The sequence below is a fragment of the Streptomyces sp. NEAU-W12 genome (genome assembly GCF_026242095.1).
In the GTDB taxonomy this organism is placed as follows: domain Bacteria; phylum Actinomycetota; class Actinomycetes; order Streptomycetales; family Streptomycetaceae; genus Streptomyces.
In genome coordinates, this window is sequence record NZ_JAPJDM010000018.1 from 21,761 (window position 1) to 41,098 (window position 19,338).

Annotated in this window: 9 protein-coding genes and 1 pseudogene (1 of these 10 running past the window's edge); 4 read left to right on the forward strand and 6 right to left on the reverse strand. The window is 73.1% G+C overall.

What is annotated here, in order from left to right; all coding sequences use genetic code 11:
- From ORI94_RS22405 to ORI94_RS22425, 5 genes are all read right to left on the reverse strand, one after another.
- Positions 1 to 8,045, reverse strand: the 5' portion of a protein-coding gene (locus tag ORI94_RS22405; protein WP_266078499.1) for a non-ribosomal peptide synthetase. The gene continues 7,588 nt to the left of window position 1, outside the view; only the first 8,045 of its 15,633 coding nucleotides appear in the window; the start codon lies at positions 8,043 to 8,045; its stop codon lies beyond the left edge, outside the window.
- A gap of 82 nt (positions 8,046 to 8,127) precedes the next feature.
- Entirely contained in the window at positions 8,128 to 8,412 is a 285-nt protein-coding gene (locus ORI94_RS22410) for an acyl carrier protein (RefSeq protein ID WP_266078501.1), read from the reverse strand.
- A 93-nt stretch (positions 8,413 to 8,505) separates the two neighbouring features.
- Positions 8,506 to 10,239, reverse strand: coding sequence for an acyl-CoA dehydrogenase (locus ORI94_RS22415; RefSeq protein WP_266078503.1), 1,734 nt, complete (start codon positions 10,237 to 10,239; stop codon positions 8,506 to 8,508).
- Complete coding sequence (locus tag ORI94_RS22420; protein ID WP_266078505.1) at positions 10,236 to 11,960, reverse strand: acyl-CoA dehydrogenase family protein; 1,725 nt, start codon at positions 11,958 to 11,960, stop codon at positions 10,236 to 10,238. The genes ORI94_RS22415 and ORI94_RS22420 overlap by 4 nt, the downstream gene beginning before the upstream one ends.
- Positions 11,957 to 13,708, reverse strand: a complete 1,752-nt coding sequence (locus ORI94_RS22425; protein ID WP_266078507.1) for a fatty acyl-AMP ligase — start codon at positions 13,706 to 13,708, stop codon at positions 11,957 to 11,959. The genes ORI94_RS22420 and ORI94_RS22425 overlap by 4 nt, the downstream gene beginning before the upstream one ends.
- Before the next feature lie 681 nt (positions 13,709 to 14,389).
- On the opposite strand from ORI94_RS22425, the pseudogene ORI94_RS22430 reads away from it, so the two are divergent.
- The 4 genes and pseudogenes from ORI94_RS22430 (at position 14,390) to ORI94_RS22445 (ending at position 18,252) form a co-directional block, all read left to right on the forward strand.
- A pseudogene (locus tag ORI94_RS22430) lies at positions 14,390 to 15,766 on the forward strand (IS1380 family transposase).
- A 295-nt stretch (positions 15,767 to 16,061) separates the two neighbouring features.
- Entirely contained in the window at positions 16,062 to 16,274 is a 213-nt protein-coding gene (locus tag ORI94_RS22435) for an MbtH family protein (protein WP_266078509.1), read from the forward strand.
- 101 nt (positions 16,275 to 16,375) lie between these two features.
- Entirely contained in the window at positions 16,376 to 17,329 is a 954-nt protein-coding gene (locus tag ORI94_RS22440) for an ATP-binding cassette domain-containing protein (protein ID WP_266078511.1), read from the forward strand.
- Positions 17,326 to 18,252 carry an ABC transporter permease gene (locus ORI94_RS22445; protein ID WP_266078513.1) on the forward strand — a complete coding sequence of 309 codons (927 nt, stop codon included), beginning with the start codon at positions 17,326 to 17,328 and terminating at the stop codon, positions 18,250 to 18,252. The genes ORI94_RS22440 and ORI94_RS22445 overlap by 4 nt, the downstream gene beginning before the upstream one ends.
- Here ORI94_RS22445 and ORI94_RS22450 read toward each other — a convergent pair.
- Positions 18,205 to 18,828, reverse strand: coding sequence for a DedA family protein (locus ORI94_RS22450; protein ID WP_266078515.1), 624 nt, complete (start codon positions 18,826 to 18,828; stop codon positions 18,205 to 18,207). The two genes, ORI94_RS22445 and ORI94_RS22450, sit on opposite strands and share 48 nt — an antisense overlap.
- Between the last annotated feature and the right edge of the window lie 510 nt (positions 18,829 to 19,338).

Genomic DNA, 19,338 nt, shown 5'->3' on the forward strand with positions numbered 1-19,338 from the left:
GGGTAGTCCGGGTCCAGGGGCAGGTAGGCGGCGCCCGCCTTGTGCACGGCGAGGACGGCGACGACGAGTTCGACGGAGCGGGGCAGCGCGATGGCCACCAGGTCCTCGGTTCCGATACCGCGGGCGATGAGGTGGTGGGCCACGCGGTTGGCGGCGGCGTCGAGTGCGGCGTAGCCGAGCTCGCGGTCCTCGCCGCTGACCGCGGGGGCGTCGGGCGCGGCGGCGACCTGCCGGGCGAACAGCTCGGGGAAGGTGCGCGGCTCCACCGGCGCGACGGGGCCGTCGGTGCCGTCGGCCCCGTCGATGACGCTGGCGTTCAACTGCGCCGCGGAGGACGGGAGCCGGAGCTCTCCCAGCCGGGTGCCGGGCGCGGCGACGACCTGGGCGAGCACCCGGCGCAGGGCGTCGGCGATCATCACGGCGGTGGCCTCGTCGAAGAGGTCGGTGGCGTACTGGAGCACGCCCGCCATGCCGGCCGCGCCGCGCGTGTCGCCGAGCTCCTCCAGGCTGAGCAACAGGTCGAACTTCGCCTGCCGGGTGTCGACTTCGAAGCTCTCGAGGTCCAGCCCGCCGAACCTGTCCGCCTTCTCCTCTGGCTGGCGCACCGTCAATGCCGTCTGGAACAGCGGGTGGTGGGCCCGGGAACGCTCGGGCCTGGCCAGTTCGACGACCCGCTCGAAGGGCACGTCCTGGTGGCTGTAGGCGTCCAGGTCGGTGCCGCGCACCCGGTCCAGGAGCTCGGAGAAGGTGGGATTGCCCGAGGTGTCGGTGCGCAGGACCAGCGTGTTGACGAAGCAGCCCACGAGCTCGTGGGTGGCGTCGTCGTCGCGGCCGGCCACGGGGGTGCCGAGGGGGATGTCGGTGCCGGCACCGAGCCGGGTCAGCAGCGCGGCGAGTACGGCGTGCACGACCATGAACACCGTCGTCCCGCTGCTGCGCGCCAACTCCGTTACGGCGGCGTGTAGTTCGACGTCGACTGTGAAGGTGGTGACGGCGCCGCGGTGGGAGGCGACGGCCGGACGCGGCCGGTCAGTGGGCAGGTCGAGGACCTCCGGCAGCCCGGCGAGCTGCCGCGTCCAGTAGGCGGACTGACGGGACAGCAGGCTGTCCGGGTCGTCCTCCGCGCCGAGCACCTCGCGCTGCCAGAGCGCGTAGTCGGCGTAACCCACCGGCAGCGGCTCCCAGTCGGGCTCCCCGCCCGCGCACCGGGCGGCGTACGCGGCGGAGAGGTCGCGGGTCAGCGGGGCCAGCGACCAGCCGTCGGCGGCGATGTGGTGCACGACGAGCGCCAGCACCCAGCCGGTGCCGCGTTCCGTCTCCAACAGCGTGACGCGGAACGGGAGTTCTTCGGCGAGGTCGAACGCGTACCGGGCGAGCTCCCGCAGCCGGTCGTCGAGCTCCGCGGGCGCGCACCGCTCGGGCTCGGTCTCCGGCAGCAGCGCCGGGTCGAGCACCCGCTGGCAGGCGCCGCCGGGGCTGTCGGCGTACACCGTGCGCAGGCTCTCGTGCCGGGTGACGACGTCCCGCAGCGCCGCCCGCAGCGCACCGAGGTCCAGCGGGCCGGTCAGCCGCAGCACGTACGGGATGTTGTACGTCGCGCTCGGCCCCTCCAGGTAGTGGGAGAACCACATCCGCTGCTGCGCGTACGACATCGGCAGCACCGGCGGGCGGGGCACGGCCGCGACGAGCGGCGGGCGCGCGGCGGCGCGGGAGGCGAGGGCCTCGCTGAGCCCGGCGACCGTGGGGTGGTCGAAGACGTCGCGGATGGAGACCTCGCTGCCCAGCGCGGTGCGCAGCCGCGACACCAGGCGCGTGGCGAGCAGGGAGTGGCCGCCAAGTGCGAAGAAGCCGTCGTCCAGGCCGACTTCGGGCACGCTCAGCACCTCGGCGAACGTCCCGCACATGATCTCCTCGCGCGGGGTGCGCGCGGGGCGGGAACGCGGCCGGGCCGCCGACTCGGGGGCGGGCAGGGCCTTCTGGTCCACCTTGCCGTTGGCGTTGAGCACGAAGCCGTCGACGGTCAGGACCGCGGAGGGGACGGCGTACTCGGGCAGGCTGCCGCGCAGATGGGCGAGCAGGTCCTCGGCGGGCGCGGGCTCGTCGCCGGCCGGGACGACGTAGGCGAGCAGGCGCCGCTCACCGGCGGCGTCCTCCCGTACGACGACGGTCGTCTGCGCCACGTCCGGGTGGCGGCTGAGCACGGCCTCGACCGCGCCGAGTTCGATGCGGAAGCCGCGCAGCTTGATCTGGTTGTCGACCCGGCCGAGGAACTCGATGTCGCCCTCGGGGTTCCACCGCACCAGGTCCCCGGTGCGGTACATCCGGTTGCCCGGCGCGCCGAACGGGTCGGCGACGAAGCGCTCGGCGGTCAGGCCCGCGCGGTTCCAGTAGCCGCGCGCCTGGCCGGCTCCGGCGAGGTACAGCTCGCCGGCCACCCGGGGCGGCACGGGCTGGAGGTGCTCGTCCAGCACGTAGGCGCGGGTGTTCGCCAGCGGGCGCCCGATCGGCAGGTTGGTGCGTCGGGCGTCCGCATCGGTGGTGGGGCGGCGCAGCGCGAACGTCGTGGTCTCGGTGGGGCCGTAGACGTTCAGCACGGTCAGCCCGGGGCAGGCGGCGCGGACCCGGACGACCGCCTCGGGCGGTACGGCCTCGCCGCCGGTCCACAGCTGCCGCACTCCGGCCAGGCTCCGCGGGTCCTCCTCGGCGATCACCCGGAACAGCGCGGTGGTGCAGAACACGGCCGTGACGGCGCCGTGTTCGACGACCTGCCGCAGCGTGGGCACGTCGAGCGGGCCGGGCGGTGCCATGACGACCTCGCCGCCGCCGAGCAGCGGCACCCACAGCTCGTAGGTGGAGGCGTCGAACGCCAGCGGGGAGTGCGCCAGCACCCGGCGGTGCGCCTCGTCCGCCCAGCAGGGGTCGGCGGCGAACTCCACGATGTCGCGGTGGCTGACGGCGACGCCCTTGGGGACGCCGGTGGAGCCGGAGGTGAAGATGACGTACGCGAGCTGGTCGGGCACCGGCGCCTGCGCGCGGAGGGCGGGCGCGTCCGGGAGCGGGGCGGCGGTGTCGAGCACGGGGACGCCCCACTCCGCGGCCGCGGCCGCGTTCTCGGCGTCCGTCAGGACCAGCACGGCGTCGATGTCGGCGAGCAGGCCGCGTACCCACTCCGCCGGATCGTCCGGACGCACCGGTACGTAGGCGCCGCCTGCCCGCAGGACCGCGAGCAGCGCGACGGGGACGTCCGCACCGCGCCGCATCGCCACGGCCACCCGCGACTCAGTGCCGACGCCGCGGTCGGCGAGGACGCGGGCGAGCCGGTCGGCGCGGACGTCCAGCTCGGCGTAGGTCAGGGTGTCGGCGCCGCAGCGCACCGCGGTCGCGTCCGGGTTCCGGGCGGCGCTGCGGGCGAACAGCGCGGGCACGCTCTCCTGCGGGACGGGCGCTGCGGTGTCGTTCCACTCGGTGAGCAGCATCTCCCGGCCGGGGGCGCCGAGCACGTCCAGGGCGTGGACGGGCAGTTCGGGGGTCTCCACGACCTGCTCCAGGACCCGGACGAGTCCGTGCGCGAGCGCCCGCGCGGTCGGGGCGTCGAAGAGATCGGTGCTGTAGTCCAGGCTGCCGCCCCAGGCGAACTCCCCGCCCGGCGCGCCGTCGGGGGTGTCGTCGGTCAGCGCGAACGCCAGGTCGAACTTGGCCCGGCCGGTCTTGATCTCCGCGGCGGTGGCGTCGAGCCCCGGGAAGCCGCCGTCCAGCGCGGACGACCACAGGCTCCGGTCGGTGTTGTCGAACGACAGGACCGTCTGCACCAGCGGGTGGCGGCCGGCGACTCGCGGCGGGTTGACGGCCTCGACGAGGTGGTCGAACGGGATGTCCTGGTGTGCGTAGGCGTCCAGGTCGGTGTCGCGAACCCGGTCGAGCAGCTCCGCGAACGTCGGGCGCCCGGAGGCGTCCACGCGCAGCACCAGGGTGTTGACGAAGAAGCCGACGAGATCCCGCAGGGCGTCGTCGGTGCGGCCCGCGACGGGCGTGCCCACGGGGATGTCCGTACCGGCGCCGAAGCGGGACAGCAGGGCGGTGAGCGCGGCGTGGACGACCATGAACACGCTGCAGCCGCGCTCCCGTGCCAGCTCGCGCAGCCCGGCGCGCACCCGGGACGGCACCTCGAACAGCACCCGTTCCGCCGCGGAGGTCACCGCGGCCGGGCGGGAGCGGTACGTCGGGAGTTCCAACTCCTCGGGAAGGCAGTCCAGTTGTGTGCGCCAGTAGGCGAGCTGGCGGGAGAAGACGCTGTCCGGGTCCTCGTGCGAGCCGAGCAGCCTGCGCTGCCACAGCACGTAGTCGGCGTACTGGAGCGGCAGCGCCGCCCACCCCGGGGCGGCGCCCCGTGTCCGGGCCGTGTACGCCTCGGCCAGGTCGCGCAGCAGCGGTCCGGTCGACCAGCCGTCGCCCGCGACGTGGTGGACGACCATGGCCAGTGCCCACGCGCCCTCGCCGCCGTGCGCGCCGTTCTCGCCGTTCTCGCCGTCCGCGCCGTGTTCGCCGTCCTCGCTGCCGACGCGGTGGAGCACGCAGTGCAGGGGCAGTTCGTCGGAGAGGGAGAACTCCCGGTGCGCGAGCGCGGAGAGCTCCGCGGGCAGCGCCTGCGCGGAGGTGTCGCGCACGGGCAGGTCGAACGCGGCCTCGGGGCCGGTGAGTTGGCAGGGGACGCCGTCGCGTTCGACGATCGTGGTGCGCAGGCTCTCGTGGCGGGCGACCACGTCGCCGAGCGCGGCACGCAGCGCGGTGACGTCCAGGGTGCCGGTCAGGCGCAACACGACGGCGTAGTTGTACGTCGCGTTCGGTCCCTCCAGGCGGTGGAGGAACCACAGCCGCTGCTGGGCGAAGGACACCGGCACCCGCTCGGGCCTCGGCTCGGCCCGCAGCTCGGGGCGGGCGGGGCGCGCGGTGTCGAGCACCTCCAGCAGCCGCCGGACGGTGGAGTGGTCGAAGAGTTCGCGCAGGGAGAGTTCGGCGCCGAGCGCGGTGCGGATGCGCGCGAGCAACCGGGTGGCGAGCAGGGAGTGCCCGCCGAGGTGGAAGAAGTCGTCGTCGACACCGACCGCGGGCAGGGACAGCGTGTCGGCGAACGCGTGGCAGAGGATCTCCACCCGGGGGTCGTCCGCGTCCCGGGGAGCGTCGGCGACGGGCTTCGCGGCGGGGGCGGGCAGCGCCGCGCGGTCAGCCTTGCCGTTCGGCGTCAGCGGCATCGTGTCGAGTGCGACGAACGCCGCCGGCACCAGCGGATCGGGCAGCCACGCGCGCAGGAAGTCCCGCAACTCCCCCGCGTCGGGGATGACTTCACTGGCCGCCGGCACCAGGTAGGCCACCAGCCGCCGGTCGCCCGGTACGTCCTCGCGGACCGTCGCCGCCGACTGCGCCACCGCCGGGTGGCGGCTGAGGGCGGCCTCGATCTCGCCGAGCTCGACGCGGAAGCCGCGCAGCTTGATCTGGTCGTCGCGGCGTCCGAGGTACTCCAGGTCGCCGTCGGCGTTCCAGCGGGCGAGGTCACCGGTGCGGTACAGCCGGCCGCCGGAGCCGAAAGGGTCGGCGACGAAGCGCTCGGCGGTGAGCCCGGGGCGTTCGCCGTAGCCGCGCGCGACGCCCGCGCCGCCGATGTACAGCTCGCCCGCCGCACCCGGCGGCACGGGGCGCAACCGTCGGTCCAGCACGTACAGCCGCGCGTTGGCGACGGGACGGCCGATGGCGACGGCGCCCTCGGGGACCTCGCCCTCCGGCCGCACCGTGTACACCGCGCAGCCCACGGTCGCCTCGGTCGGGCCGTACTCGTTCACGACCGTCACGCCGGGGCGGCGTTTGCGCAGCTCGGCCACGGCGCCGCCGGTCAGCTGCTCGCCGCCGACGACGACCTGCTCGGTCGCCGACCAGCGGGGCGGCAGACCGGCGAGCACGGCGAGGTGGGAGGGCGTGACCTTGGCGAACGCGGGCGCGGGCTCGTCCTCGGCCGCACCGCCCTCGCCGAACGCGGCGAACCGTACGCAGCCGCCCAGCGTCAGCGGCACGAGGGCGCCGGTCACGGTCAGGTCGAAAGCGATGGACGTCTGCACCAGCGCCCGTCCGGCGAGGCCGGGGTAGGCGCCGCCCGCGAAGGCGACGTACGCCGCGAGGTTGCGCTGCTCGACCACCACAGGCTTGGGCCTGCCGGTCGACCCCGAGGTATAGATGAGGTACGCGGCGCGCTCGGACCGCAGCGGGCGGAGCAGTTCACCGGGTTCGAGCGCGTCCGCCCGGTGGGCGCCGCAGGCCGCCTCCAGGTCCGGCGAGCCGAGGGTCAACCGGCGTGCGGACTCGGGCAGTCGGGACGCCGAGTCCGCGTCGGTGAGGGTGAGCACGGGCGCCGCGTCGTCGAGGAGGTGGGCGACGCGCCCGGCTGGGTTCTCGGGGTCGAGCGGGACGTACGCGCCGCCGGCCTTCCAGACGGCGAGCAGGGCGACCAGGAGCGCGGGGCCGCTGCGCAGCAGCACCGCCACCGAGTCCTCCGCGCCCACGCCCTCGGCGACGAGCACGCGGGCGAGGCGGTTCGCCTCGGCGTCCAGCTCCCGGTAGGTCAGCGCGGTGGTGCCGTCGGTCACGGCGGGCGCCCCGGGGGTCCGCCGGGCCTGGTCCTCGAACCAGTCGACGACCGTGCCGTCCGGCAGCTTGGCGGCGGTGCGGTTCCACTCCTCCAGCACCCGGCGGCGGGTCGCCCCGTCCAGGAGGTCGGCCTCGCCCACCGGGCGCTCCGGGTGCGCGAGCAACTGGCTTAGCATGCGCCGCAGTTCACCGTGCCACTGCACGACGTCCGCGCGCGTGTACGCCCGCGCGTTGCCCTGGACGGTGATCTGGATGTCGCCCTCGTGCGGGCTGCCGTGGACGTCGATCGCCAGGTCGCGCACCGGCCCGGTGGAGAGCTGGTGCAGGTCCGCGGGGGTGTCGCCGAAGACGGTCCGGTGTTCGAAGGGCATGACGTTCACCGACACCCGGCCGGGGGCGCCGTTCGCGCCGACGGCGCGCTCCAGCTCCTCGCCGCGGAACCGCTGGTGGCGGAAGGCCGGGGACAGCGCCGCGGACAGCTCGTCCAGTACGGCCGCGAGGTCCGCTTCCCCCGCGAGACCGAGCCGCAGCGGCAGCACGTTGGACGTCATGCAGGGGGTGGTGGCGGCGGCCCGGGTCAGTCGCCCGGACATCGGCAGGTCGAGGACCACCCCGTCGCTGTCGCGCCGCCGCTGCACGAAGGCCGCGACGGCACCGAGCAGCACCATGCTCCAGCGGGTGCGGTGCGCCCTGGCGTACTCGCGCACGGCGTCCGCCAGTTCGGCCGGGAGCTTCCTGGTCTCCCGTACGACGTCGTCCGAGGCGGGCGGTGCGCTGTGCGTCCCGTCCTGGGCGAGGCCGGCGGCCCGCTCCAGCCAGTACGCCCGGTCGGCGGTGGCCTTCTCGGACGCCTCGTAGCGGCGCTGCTCCTGAAGGAGGCGCGCGAGACCGCCGAACGGGCTTTCGCCCGTGTCGAGTCCGGCGGCGAGCGCGGTGTAGATCTCGGCGAGGCGGGAGGTGTAGAGGCTCTGGCCGAAGCCGTCGAGGGTGATGTGGTGGTAGCGGAGGTAGAGCAGGGACCGCTGCTCTCCCACCCGCAGGAGCGCGTGCCGGTACGTGCCGCCCGCGGCGAGGTCCACGGGCCGGGCGAGGTCGGCGTCCATCCACTCGCGGGCGGCTTCCATCGGCGCGTCCGCCCCGCGGAGGTCCACCACGGTCAGCGGGTCGGCAGGCGCGGGTTCGACGACCTGCCCGACCTCACCGCCGTCGCGCGGCACGAAGCGCGTCCGCAGCGCCTCGGCCTCCGTCAGCGCGCGCGTCACCGCACGGCGCAGCACCGCGGGATCCAGCGCCGTGGCGACGTCCAGGAACATCCCGCAGTTGAAGCGCGGGCTGAGCGGCTGGAGGCACTGCGCGAGCCAGACCTCGCGCTGCGCGGGCAGCACCTCGTGGACCGGAGACCCCTCGGACATCACACACTCCCAATCGACGCGCCAGCGTGGACCGTTGCCGGGAACGGGATACGTGCGGGAGCACCCGCCGCCCCCTCCGGCGTCAGCCGCGGGCGGACTCCAGTTCATCGGCCAACGCCTGCGACAGCTCCGCGACGGTGGGGTGGTCCCAGATCAGCGTCATCTCGACGACCAGCCCGAGGTGGTCCTCGATGTCGGCGCACACGGTGGTTGCCGACACCGAGTCCAGGCCGTACTCGGACAGCGGTACGTCCGGCTCGATCTCGGAGGGCTCGGAGCTGACGTAGTCGGCCACCGTGCGGGTCAGCCAGTCGGCGAGCTCGGCGGCGGAGGGGGCGGAGGGGGCGGGTGTGGTCGCTGCTTCCATGGTGTGTGCTCCTCAACGGGTCGTCTTGACGGGTCTCGTCACTTCTTCGCGGCACTGCGTCGCGTCCTCCCGCGGTCCGGGAGGCGCCGCCGGTCAGGTTCCGGACAGGCGGCGGCCGAGTAGTCCGAAGCTGCGCTGCTCCGCCAGCCGGAGCTGCAACTGCGCGTACAGGGCGTCCACTTCCGCGGGCGGCAGCGGCGTCGGGCGTCCGCTCCAGGCCGTGCGCACCCGGGCGAGCGCCGCACGCAGCCACAGGGGTTCGGCGAGGAAGGCGTCGGAGCCGTCGCGGTTGTGCCACCACACACGCAGACAGGCGGTGCCGACCAGGACGTGCACGTAGCGCTCGACCAAGTCGTAGGCGTCGGCGGTGGCGGTGAAGGTGAGCTCGCGCGGTGCGAGCGCCGCGGCGGCGGTGCGGACGGCGGCCAGTTCGGACCGCAGGCCGTCGAGGTCGGCGGCCAGCCGGGCGTCGCCGTGCCCGGCGGTCTGCTCGGCGAGCTCCTCCAGCGCCGCGGCCAGCGGGTCGCGGCCCCCGGAGCTGATCCGGAGCGCGCCGAAGGACATCTCGGGGAGGTCCGCGTCGATCCGGAAGAGGGCCTCGGGCGGGGCCGCCGGGTTGAGCGGGCGGCGCGCCAGGATGCCCAGTTGGGGCAGGATCGTCGTCTGGCAGGCGGCGCGCGCCGCGTGGCCGAAGCCGACGGGCTTGAGGTCGCGCAGGAGCTTTTGGAAGATCGCCTGCTCGCCGTCGCGGTGGAAGAACTCCGCGCCCAGGACGCCGGACAGCCGGTCCACCGCCCGCAGCAGCGCCCCGGCGACCGCGTACTTGACGGACGCGGCGTACAGTCCCGCCACCTCCGGCAGCAGGTGCAGGGCCCTGACCGCCACCATGCTGAACGCCTCGCAGGCCAGCAGATCGGCGAACGCCCCGGCGAGCTGCGCCCGCACCTGCGGCAGGTCGCCGACGCGGCGGCCGTACAGGGAACGGCTGCCCACGTGCAGCAGTGTCGCGCGCAGGGCGGAGTCGAGGATCGCGGTCATCATCGCCGGCAGCGTGGCCCGGGTGACCTGGAAGGACCGCATCGCGGTCTCCAGCCCGTGGCCCTGGCGGCCGATCAACGCCTCGGGCCCCAGCCGGCAGTCCTCGAAGGCGGCGCCGGCCAGCTGGACGCCGCGCAGCCCGACGGTGCCGTACCGCGGCAGGTAGCGGATTCCGCCGCCGAGGACGCGCTCCTTGTCGACGAGCAGCTGGGAGTGGTTGCGGCTCCCCTCGCCCGGCCCGGTACGGGCGAACAGCACCAGGGCGTTCGCGCGGCGGATGTTGGTGACCACCTCCTTGCGGCCGTTCAGGCACCAGCCGCCGTCGACGGACGCGGCGTTCATCTCGGTGCCCGACATGTCGTTGCCGTGGGCGAGTTCGTGGTACGCGGCGGCGATCTTGCCGTTGCCCAGGAGGATGTCGGCGACGCGGCGGGACTGCTCCTCGTCGGCGGAGGTCCAGACGTTGACCGAGGAGATCAGCGAACTCGCGCCATAGCCGAGGCCAAGGCTCGGGTCGCGCCGGTACACCGCGCGCATGACCTCGACGAGGTCGTCGAGCCGGTCGAGGCGTCCGCCGTAACGGGTGGGGACGAACTCGGCGTTCAGCCCGAAGCCGTCGAGCAGCGCCTCGCCCTCGGCGAACATCTCGGCGCGGTCGTCGGCCGCGAGGATCGGCGCGTGGCCGACCGGGTTCGCCGGGTCGCGGGGGTCGCCGAACAGCCGCTCCAGGGTGTCGGCGCGCGGTGCCCGTCCGGGGGCGTGCGGAGTCGTGACGGTGTCCTGGCTCATCGTGCCGACAGCAGCGTCATGCCGCGTCCTTCCGTGCGCACCAGTTCTTCCACCAGCGCCTCCGCGGCGTCCTGTTGGGCGGCGGCGGGCCGGTCGAGCCGGCGCAGGGTCCGGGCCAGGCAGACCCGGAGCCAGCGGCCCTCCGCCCACAGGGGCGACGGCGGCCCCGCGCGCGCGTCCCGGTGCGACCAGACGTGCAGCGCGGCGGCCCCGGCGAAGCAGAGCTCGTAGCGGCGGGCGAACTCGAAGGCGGCCGCGGGCACGTCCTCGAACGTCGGTCTGTACTCGGCCAGTTCGCGCTCCAGCTCGGCGCAGGCGGCGGCGAACGCGTCCAGCAGCGGGCCGAGCGCGGCGGGCGCCGTACCCGCGGTGATCTCCTCGCGAGTACGGGCGACGGCGTCGGGCACCGCCTGGAGCACCGAGCAGCCCCGGTTCCCGGCGAGGGTCAGGGAACGCGGGGCGAGCGGGTCGAGCGGGGTGTGCAGGGCGGCCGCGGCGGCCAGTCCCTCGCGGTCGGGGCCGCGCCGGGCGGCGGCCCTGGCGAGCAGCGGGAACTGCTTGATCAGCGCGTGCCGGTTCACGTCGGTGCTGCCGTCGAAGATCGCCACGATCCGGTGGTCGCGCTCCAGCTTGGCGAACATGCCGTCCGCGTACTCCTCGGTGAAAAAGGCCCGTACGCCGAGGAGTTCGCCCAGATCCGCGATCAGTGCGTCGGCCGTACCCGGTACGTACGCCTTGGCGACGGCGGAGACCACCGCCATCTCGCGCGGCAGCGCGTGCGCGGCGCGGCCCGCCACCTCGGACACGGCCTCCATCAGCAGGAGGTCGGCGACGGCGTCGGCCAGGATGCGGCGTACGCGGGGCAGTTCGCTCAGCAGGCGCCCGTACAGCCGCCGCTGCGCCGCGAAGCGGACGGCCAGGTTCAGCGCGTGGTCGCACGCCCCGAGAGAGAGCCCTGTGCACACCGTGCGGGTGAGCTGGAGCGCCTTCAGCACGATCTCCAGCCCGGCTCCGTCGGGGCCGACCTGCGCGGATGCGGGCACGGTGGCGCCGGTCAAGCGGGCGCCGCTGATGTCCGCGCCGCGGATACCGTGCGTACGGACCTTCGGGAGGCGTTCGTGGCTGCCGGGCGCCAGAGCGCGGGTGTCCACCAGGAAGAGGCCGAAGCCGCGGGCGTCGCCGGACCTGCCCGTGCGGGCCAGTACGCAGAGCTGGTCGGCGCGGGTGGCGTTGTTGATGAGCCACTTCTCGCCGTCGAGCCGCCAGCCGGTGCCGGTGCGTTCGGCGGTGAGCTCGCCCGCCAGCAGGTCGGCGCCGTGGCCGCGTTCGGTCAGCGCCCAGGAGACGATCTGTCCGTCGACGATCCGGCGGCCGAGGGCGCCGGCCTGGTCGGCGTCGTCGGCGACCCAGACGGAGGCGGCCCCCAGCAGCGTCTTGGCGTGCGCGACGGCGACGGTGACGTCGTGCCGGGCGACACTGCGTACGAGTCGGATCAACTCGGCGAGGTCGCCCAGGCGCCCGCCGTGCGCGACCGGTACGTAGTGGGCGGGGAGCCCGAACTCGTCGAGCACGCGGCAGGGTTCGGCGGGGAACGCCTCGTCGCGGTCCAGTTCGCGCAGGGCGGCGGGGTCGAACGCGCCGCCGGGGCCGGCCTGTTCGTCGAGCAGTTCGCGCAGCAGCGTGTGGGGGGCCTTTCCCCTGACCAGCGGTGTGGGGCTCATGCGCGAGCGCCTCCGGCGTCCCGCCCCGGTACCTCGCCCTGGATCCACACGGCTTCCAGCTCGCCCTGCTCGAAGAGCTTGCGCATCGCGTCGCGCTGGATCTTGCCGCTGGTCGTGCGCCGTACCTTGCCCGGGCGCAGCAGGACGACACAGGCGGCGGTCATGCCGAGCTCGCGGGCCACGGTCTGCCGCATCCCCCGTGCCAGCTCCGTCAGGCCGGCCTCGTCGAGCCGGCCCTTGACCTCGTGGGTGAGGACGAGCGCCGGGTCCGTGCCCTCGCGCGCGACCGTGAAGACCGCGCCGACGTGGGAGGCGAGTTCGGGGTGGGCGGCGCGGAGCTCGTACTCGATGTCCTGCGGGTAGAGGTTCCGGCCGTGTGCGGTGATCATCTCCTTGATCCGGCCGGTGACGTAGAGGTCGCCCTCGTGCAGTGCGCCGAGGTCGCCGGTGCGCAGGTACTGCCCGTCGATGCCGTCGAGGGTGGCGCCGAACGTCGCCTCGGTGGCCGTGGGGTGGTTCCAGTACCCGGCCGCGACGCTCGGGCCGCGCAGCCAGATCTCGCCGACCGCGCCGGGCGGCAGCTGGCTGCCGGTCTCCGGGTCGACGATCCGGAGGTCGACGTCCTGCGGGGTACCGCAGCCGACCAGGGCGCGGCCGGGCCGGCCCTCGGACGCCGCGGCGAGCTTGCGGTCCTCCAGCATCTCCGCGTCGACCTCGGTGATCGTGGGCGTCTGCCGTCCGGAGACGTACACGGTCGACTCGGCGAGGCCGTAGCAGGGCGACAGCGACTCGGTGCGGAAGCCGGTGGGGGCGAAGCGCTTCGCGAAGTGGGTGAGGGTGCCGGCGTGGATCGGCTCGGAGCCGTTCGCCGCCCACCGCCAGCGCGACAGGTCCAGGGTCTCCAACTGGGCGTCGGTGACCCGCCGTACGCACAGGTCGTAGGCGAAGTTCGGCGCGGCCGACCATTCGACGTCGTACGTGTCGATCATCCGGAGCCAGCTGTGCGGGCGCCGGATGAAGGCGGACGGGCTCATCAGGAGGCCCCTGCTGCCGAGGAAGAGCGGCGGCAGCAGCTGGCCGATGAGGCCCATGTCGTGGAAGTGCGGGATCCAACCGCCGAAGACCGTAAGGGAGTTGAAGCCGAACGACGCGCTGAGGGTCTCGATGTTCCGCAGCAGGTTGCCGTGGCTGACCATCACGCCCTTGGGCTCGCCGGTGGAGCCGGAGGTGTACTGGAGCATCGCGAGCGTCTCGCGGTTCAGCTCCACGGCGGGCGGGGCGGCGTCGGCAGGCGCGTCGGCGGCGCCGTCGGTGGACAGCAGCGGCAGTCCGGTGAGGCCCTCCTCGCGCATCCACTCGGCGACGTCCTCGGTGTTCGCGTCGTCGGTGAGCGCCGCGACAGTGCCGCTGCTGCGCGCGATGCTGAGCACGCGGCGGCGTTCGTGGCGGTACCGGCCGGGCAACGGCGCGGGCACCGCGACCATCCCGGCGTACAGGCAGCCGAGGAACGCGGCGAGGAACGCCGGGCCGAAACCGTGCAGCAGGAGCAGCCGGTCGCCCGCGGCGAACCGTCCGGACAGGTCCCGCGCGACGCCCGAAGCGGCGCGGTGCACCTCCGCGTACGTCAGCGACGTGCCGTCGCCGGTCTCGACGTCGTGCAGGTAGCGGAGCGCCTCGCGGTCAGGGTGCTCACTCGCGTGACGGCCCAGCAGATCGGCCACGTTCCGCGCCTCGCCGATGTCGGCCATACGAATCCGCGCCTCCAGATGACGTGATTGGGGGAAGGGGCCGCCGCACGCGGGCGAGCGGCCGGGCGGTACGGGTCGGGTCCGCCGGCAGCACTCCCGTGGTCGCGGTGCCGTGCACCGCCCCGGAGGGAGAGGGACGGACCCGCCGCGGGACCGCGGAGCGGGAAGAGGAATCGGGGTGCGGAGGAAGCGAGAGGTGGTCCTCGGGGATACGCAGCCCTCCGCACGCAGAAATCAAAGGTGAATTCTGTAGGAAGAAACTGCGGGCGTTATCCGTGTCCGCTGCCCGACACACACTTAGGGAACACCGCGCTACACCCCCGTAATTGCGCTTTGTGAACTGAAGTACTCGACGTTCACCACCATGAGAGCAAACACGGGGGAGTCTAACCACGCAACAGTTCGACCGTCAACGCGGGCACCCCTACCCGCCACCCTTACCCCGGCACGCCCCGAAGGCGGATTGAATCGGATGTTTACGACATGCCCGCGTCGCACCGCCGATGGCGGGTCTCGGAATCTCCTATTCCGATTCAGCGGCTCACGGTGCTCTGCCAGCCTCGCGCTATTCAGGAAGCGGGCTGGCCGACAAGTGGCCAGGTAAGCAGAAAGCGCCTCTGACCGGCGAGAATAAGGATTACCGAGGTCCTTGTTCCCGCCCCTGTCGGAGGGACTTTCCAGGTGAAGCAGCCTATCGAGTCCTATCCCCATGTCCTTGTCCGGGACGACGGCCGGGCCGTGGTCTCGCAGGCCGGTTCGGTCCTGCTGGTCGAAACTGTTCGCAAGACCGGCCTTGACCAGGCCATATCCGCAGCGCTTGCCCCCTGACGGAAGCCGCGGGCCGTCCACGACCCGGGCAAGACACTCGTAGATCTTGCGCTGGCGGTCGCGCTCGGTGGGGACTGCCTAGCCGACATCGCGATGCTGCGGGCCGAGCCGGCCGCCTTCGAACCGGTCGCCTCCGACCCCACGGTCTCCCGCCTGACCGACACCCTCGCCACCGCGGACGAGAAGGCACCGACCGTCATCCGCACCGCCCGGTCCGAAGTCCGTGCCCACGCTTGGTCGTTGGCCGGCAGCCGGGCACCGGACACCGGGGGGCAGGTGATCGTGGACCTGGACGGAGTCCTGGTCGTCTCCCACTCCGACAAGCAGAACGCCGCCCCGACCTGGAAGAAGACCAACGGCCAGCACCCGCTGATGGCCTTCGTCGACCACGGGCCGGGCGGCACCGGCGAACCCGTCGCCGCTCTCCTTCGTCCTGGGAACGCGGGCTCGAACACCGCCGTCGACCACATCACCACCGCTCGCCCGGCCCTGGCCCAACTGCCCAAGAGGTACCGGCGCGGACGACAGACCCTCATCCGATGCGACTCCGCGGGGGGCACCCACGAGTTCGTCTCCTGGCTCGCCCGGCGCGGGCGCTGGCTGCCCTGCTCCGTCGGCATGGTGATCACCCAGGCCATCCACAGCCACGTGCTGAAGACCCCCGCCTCGGCCTGGACCCCGGCCGTCGAGACCGGCGGCGGGGTCCGTGACGGGGCCTGGGTCGCCGAACTCACCGGCGATCTGCTCGACGGCTGGCCGAGAGGGATGCGGCTGATCGTCCGCAGAGAACGGCCCCACCCCGGCGCCCCGTTGAGGACCACCGACGCGGACGGCATGCGGATCACCTGTTTCGCCACCCACACCGCCGACCGGCCCATCGCCGCACTCGGGCTCCGTCACCGGCTGCGGGCCCGGGCCGAGGACCGCATCCGGTCCGCCCGCGCAACGGGACTGCGCAACCTGCCCCTGCACGACACCGCGCAGAACACGGTCTGGCTGGAGATTATCCAGCTCGCGCTCGACCTGCTGGCCTGGATGCCCATGCTCGCCCTTGCCGGCAAGACCCGGCTGTGGGAGCCCCGCCGGCTTCGGCTCCGCCTCTTCTCCGCAGCCGCCCAGCTCGTCACGACCGGCCGGCGTCGCATCCTCCGCATCGCCCGCCACTGGCCCTGGACCGGCGAGATCGCCGCAGCTCTGGCACGGCTCGCTCTCCTACCGAAGACCGGCTGACCAGCAGCTTTACGCCCCTACGAGGAGCACCACTCCTACCGGAGCAGTGCAACCCGGCGCCACCCCGAGACGACACTCGGACCCTCGGCCTACCCAGCCTCACCTCACGGCGCGAAAACGGTCCACCGACTCCGTCGGCGGACCGTCATGAAAGTTCGAGGCTAGATTGCCGAGCGACGCCCACTCCTCTATGGTTCCGACGTCGACGCACCGTCACCCGGCCTCGTAGGCCCGGGTTAAAAGGAAAACGGCCGTATCACGATGGAGATCAGCCCGACTGAACGGGAGAGGTTCTGTGAGCACTAATCCTTTTGACGACGAGAACGGCCGCTTCCTGGTCCTCGTCAACGACGAGAACCAGCATTCGCTCTGGCCCTCCTTCAGCGCCGTCCCCGAGGGGTGGACCGTCGCGCACCAGGAGGACACCCGGCAGGCCTGCGTCGCCTACATCGAGGAGAACTGGACCGACATCAGGCCCAAGAGCCTGATCGACTCCCTGCAGAAGTAGGGGCCGGCACACGGAGGCACCGTGTCCGTATCCCGGTGCGGGCGCGAGGACGCGGCCCGCGCGAGCACGCCCGACCCGGAGGGGGCACGACCGTGGGCGAGGTGACGATCAGCACACAGGGCCTGTGCAAGAGCTTCGGGGCGGTCAACGCCCTGCGCGACGTCGACATCACGGCGCACGCCGGCATGGTGCTCGGCCTGCTGGGGCACAACGGCGCGGGCAAGTCCACGCTGGTGCACATCCTGTCGACGCTGCTCCAGCCCACCTCGGGCAGCGCGACCGTCGCCGGTTTCGACGTGCGGACGCAGAGCCGCGAGATCCGCAAGCGCATCGGGGTCACCGCGCAGCACACCTCCGTCGACGGCCGCCTCTCGGCCGTCGCGAACCTGGTGCTCATCGCCCGCATCCTCGGCTCCCGGCCTTGCGACGCGCGCCGCAAGGCCGGGGAGCTCATCGACGCCTTCGACCTCGGGGCCGCCGCCAGCCGTCCGGTACGCACCTACTCCGGCGGTATGCGGCGGCGGCTGGATCTCGCCATGAGCCTCGTCGCCGATCCTGTGGTGCTCTTCCTCGACGAGCCCACCACCGGCCTCGACCCCGTCAGCCGCGTCAACCTCTGGGAGATCGTCGAGGGCCTGGCGGGCAACGGCACCACGGTGCTGCTCACCACCCAGGACCTCAACGAGGCCGACCGCCTGGCGGACCGGATCGCCGTGCTCAGCGCGGGCGCCGTCGTGGCCTCCGGGACCACGGCGGACCTCAAGGAGGAGACGGGCAGCAGGTCGGTGCACGTCGCCATCGACCACGCCGAACCCGCCCAGGCGATGGCCGCGCTGCGGCTGCACGGCTTCCAGCCCACGCAGGAGGCCGACGAGCGGCGCCTGCTGATCCCCGTCGACGCCTCCGCCGATCTGGCCAGGATCGTGCAGATCCTGGTGGCCGCCGACTGCACGATCGAGAACCTGGCACTGTCCGAACCGACGCTGGACGACGTCTACCTGTCGCTGACCTCGGCGGGCCGGGGCGCGTCGTATCCGACCCGGAGCACGGCATGAATCCAGTCACCCCCGTGGCAGCGCCCGGACCGGACTCCCCCGTCGCGGCCGTGCCCGACTCCCCGCCGCCGCACAGCGGCGACTCCTCACAGCCCCGCGAGCTCGCCCAGCTGTGGGTGCTGGCGGCGCGGCAGATCGGGGCGATCTGCGGGGACCCGCGCATCGTCGTGCTGGCCGCGGTGCAGCCGATCGTCATGCTGCTGCTCTTCACCCAGATCTTCGGCCGGATGGCCAACCCCGACCTCTTCCCGCCCGGGGTCACGTACACCGACTACCTGGTGCCCGCGCTGCTCATCACCACCGGCATCGGCTCCGCCCAGGCAGCGGGCGTCGGCCTCGTGCGGGACTCCGAGTCGGGCATCGTGCAGCGCTTCCGCTTCCTGCCGGTCCGCCCGCTGTACGTGCTCCTCGCGCGTTCCTCGGGCGACATCTGCCGGGTCGCGATCCAGCTCGCGGCGCTCCTGGTGTGCGCCCGTGTCGGGCTCGGCTTCTCACCGGCCGGCGGTCTGGTGGGGCTGGTGGGGGCGTTCCTGCTGTCGCTGCTGGTCTGCTGGTCGATGATCTGGATCTTCCTGGCGCTCGCGGCCTGGTTGCGCAGCGTGGAGGTGCTGGGCAGCATCGGCTTCTTCGTGATGTCCCCGCTGATGTTCGCCTCCAGCGCGTTCATCCCCGTCGAGGCTCTGCCCGGCTGGGTGCGCGTGGTCGCCACGGTCAACCCGCTGACGTACGCCGTGGACGCCTCTCGGAATCTCGCGCTGGACTGGGACCTGGGGAACTCGCTGCTCGGCGCCCTGCTGAGCAGCGCGGGCCTGATCACGGTGATGTGCCTGCTGGCGCTGCGCGGATTCAAGCGGCCGCCGAACGAGTCCAAGGGCTCATTCCTCCGGCGTGCGCGCCGCGCGCCCGCGCGCAAGAAGACGTAGCCCGACGAGCAGCACCAGGGCGGCCAGTACGGCCCAGCCGACGCGGCCCGACAGCGTCTCGATCCGGTCGACGGACGCCTTCGCCAGCGCGCCGAGGACGACGTAAAGCGCCGCCCAGGTCATCGCGCCCGCGAGCGAGGCGGGTAGGAAGCTGCGGTAGCGCACCCCCGCGACTCCGGCGGCCGCCGGGGTCAGGGTACGCACCAGGGGCACCAGCCTGGTCAGGAAGACCGACCAGGCGCCGTAGCGGTGGAGGAAGCGCATCGCCTCGTCCCAGCGGCCCTGCCCCCATCTGCGGACGACCCCGAGGTCCCGTACGCGCTCCCCGTACCGTCTGCCCAGCAGGTAGCCGACGTGGTCGCCCGCGCTCCCCGCGACGGCGACGATCACGAAGAGGGCGGCCAGCGCGACCGGGCCCGGCATGGCGGCGGCGAGCACGATGACGACCGTCTCCCCCGGCACCACCGCACCGACCGCCAGGCCCGACTCGGCCGCGCTGAACGCGGCGGCGAAAGCCAGAGTGGCCGGCAGTGGGACGGACGACACCGAGTCCAGAAAGTCCTGCAACCACGACATATCGGAAGAACCTCCTGGCAACCCGGCGAAAACCGACAGGTCGGCGGCTGCGGATGGGCGGACAGCATAGCAACCGGGGAAAATCCTCACACACCGCCGGTGAAACACTGCAGAAATACTCCGTGGGGATCACGTAAATTCCGTGAAGAGTGTCCGCACAATACGCTTCGCCTACTTCGCGCACTGGCCTGTCCACACTGTGGACGGTATGCTCCCGGGTATGTTTTCTGAACCGCCCCGTAGATTCCGCAGGGTGGACCGGGAGCCGCGAATTCCACTACCCCGGAACCGGGCGGTCGCCGCTCACGAAAGAGTCCCCTTGCGCACCGAAACGGTGTTCTCGCGGGTGCCGCGCCTCCCTCTTGCGAATCGGTGACTTCAGTCATGAGTTCGCCACGGCTTCCGGCCAAAAGCCGTACTCCGCCGCGGTACCGATACCCGCAACGGCACTGGGCGGCCCCGCAGGAACGCACGCCTTTTCGCCGGCCGGTCCCACCGGCCGCCCCGTGA

Coding starts and splice junctions, on each gene's coding strand:
- ORI94_RS22420 (WP_266078505.1), bottom strand. CDS start 11,960: ATGAGCCCCACACCGCTGGTCAGGGGAAAGGCCCCCCACACGCTGCTG.
- ORI94_RS22415 (WP_266078503.1), bottom strand. CDS start 10,239: ATGAGCCAGGACACCGTCACGACTCCGCACGCCCCCGGACGGGCACCG.
- ORI94_RS22445 (WP_266078513.1), top strand. CDS start 17,326: ATGAATCCAGTCACCCCCGTGGCAGCGCCCGGACCGGACTCCCCCGTC.
- ORI94_RS22410 (WP_266078501.1), bottom strand. CDS start 8,412: ATGGAAGCAGCGACCACACCCGCCCCCTCCGCCCCCTCCGCCGCCGAG.
- ORI94_RS22425 (WP_266078507.1), bottom strand. CDS start 13,708: ATGGCCGACATCGGCGAGGCGCGGAACGTGGCCGATCTGCTGGGCCGT.
- ORI94_RS22450 (WP_266078515.1), bottom strand. CDS start 18,828: ATGTCGTGGTTGCAGGACTTTCTGGACTCGGTGTCGTCCGTCCCACTG.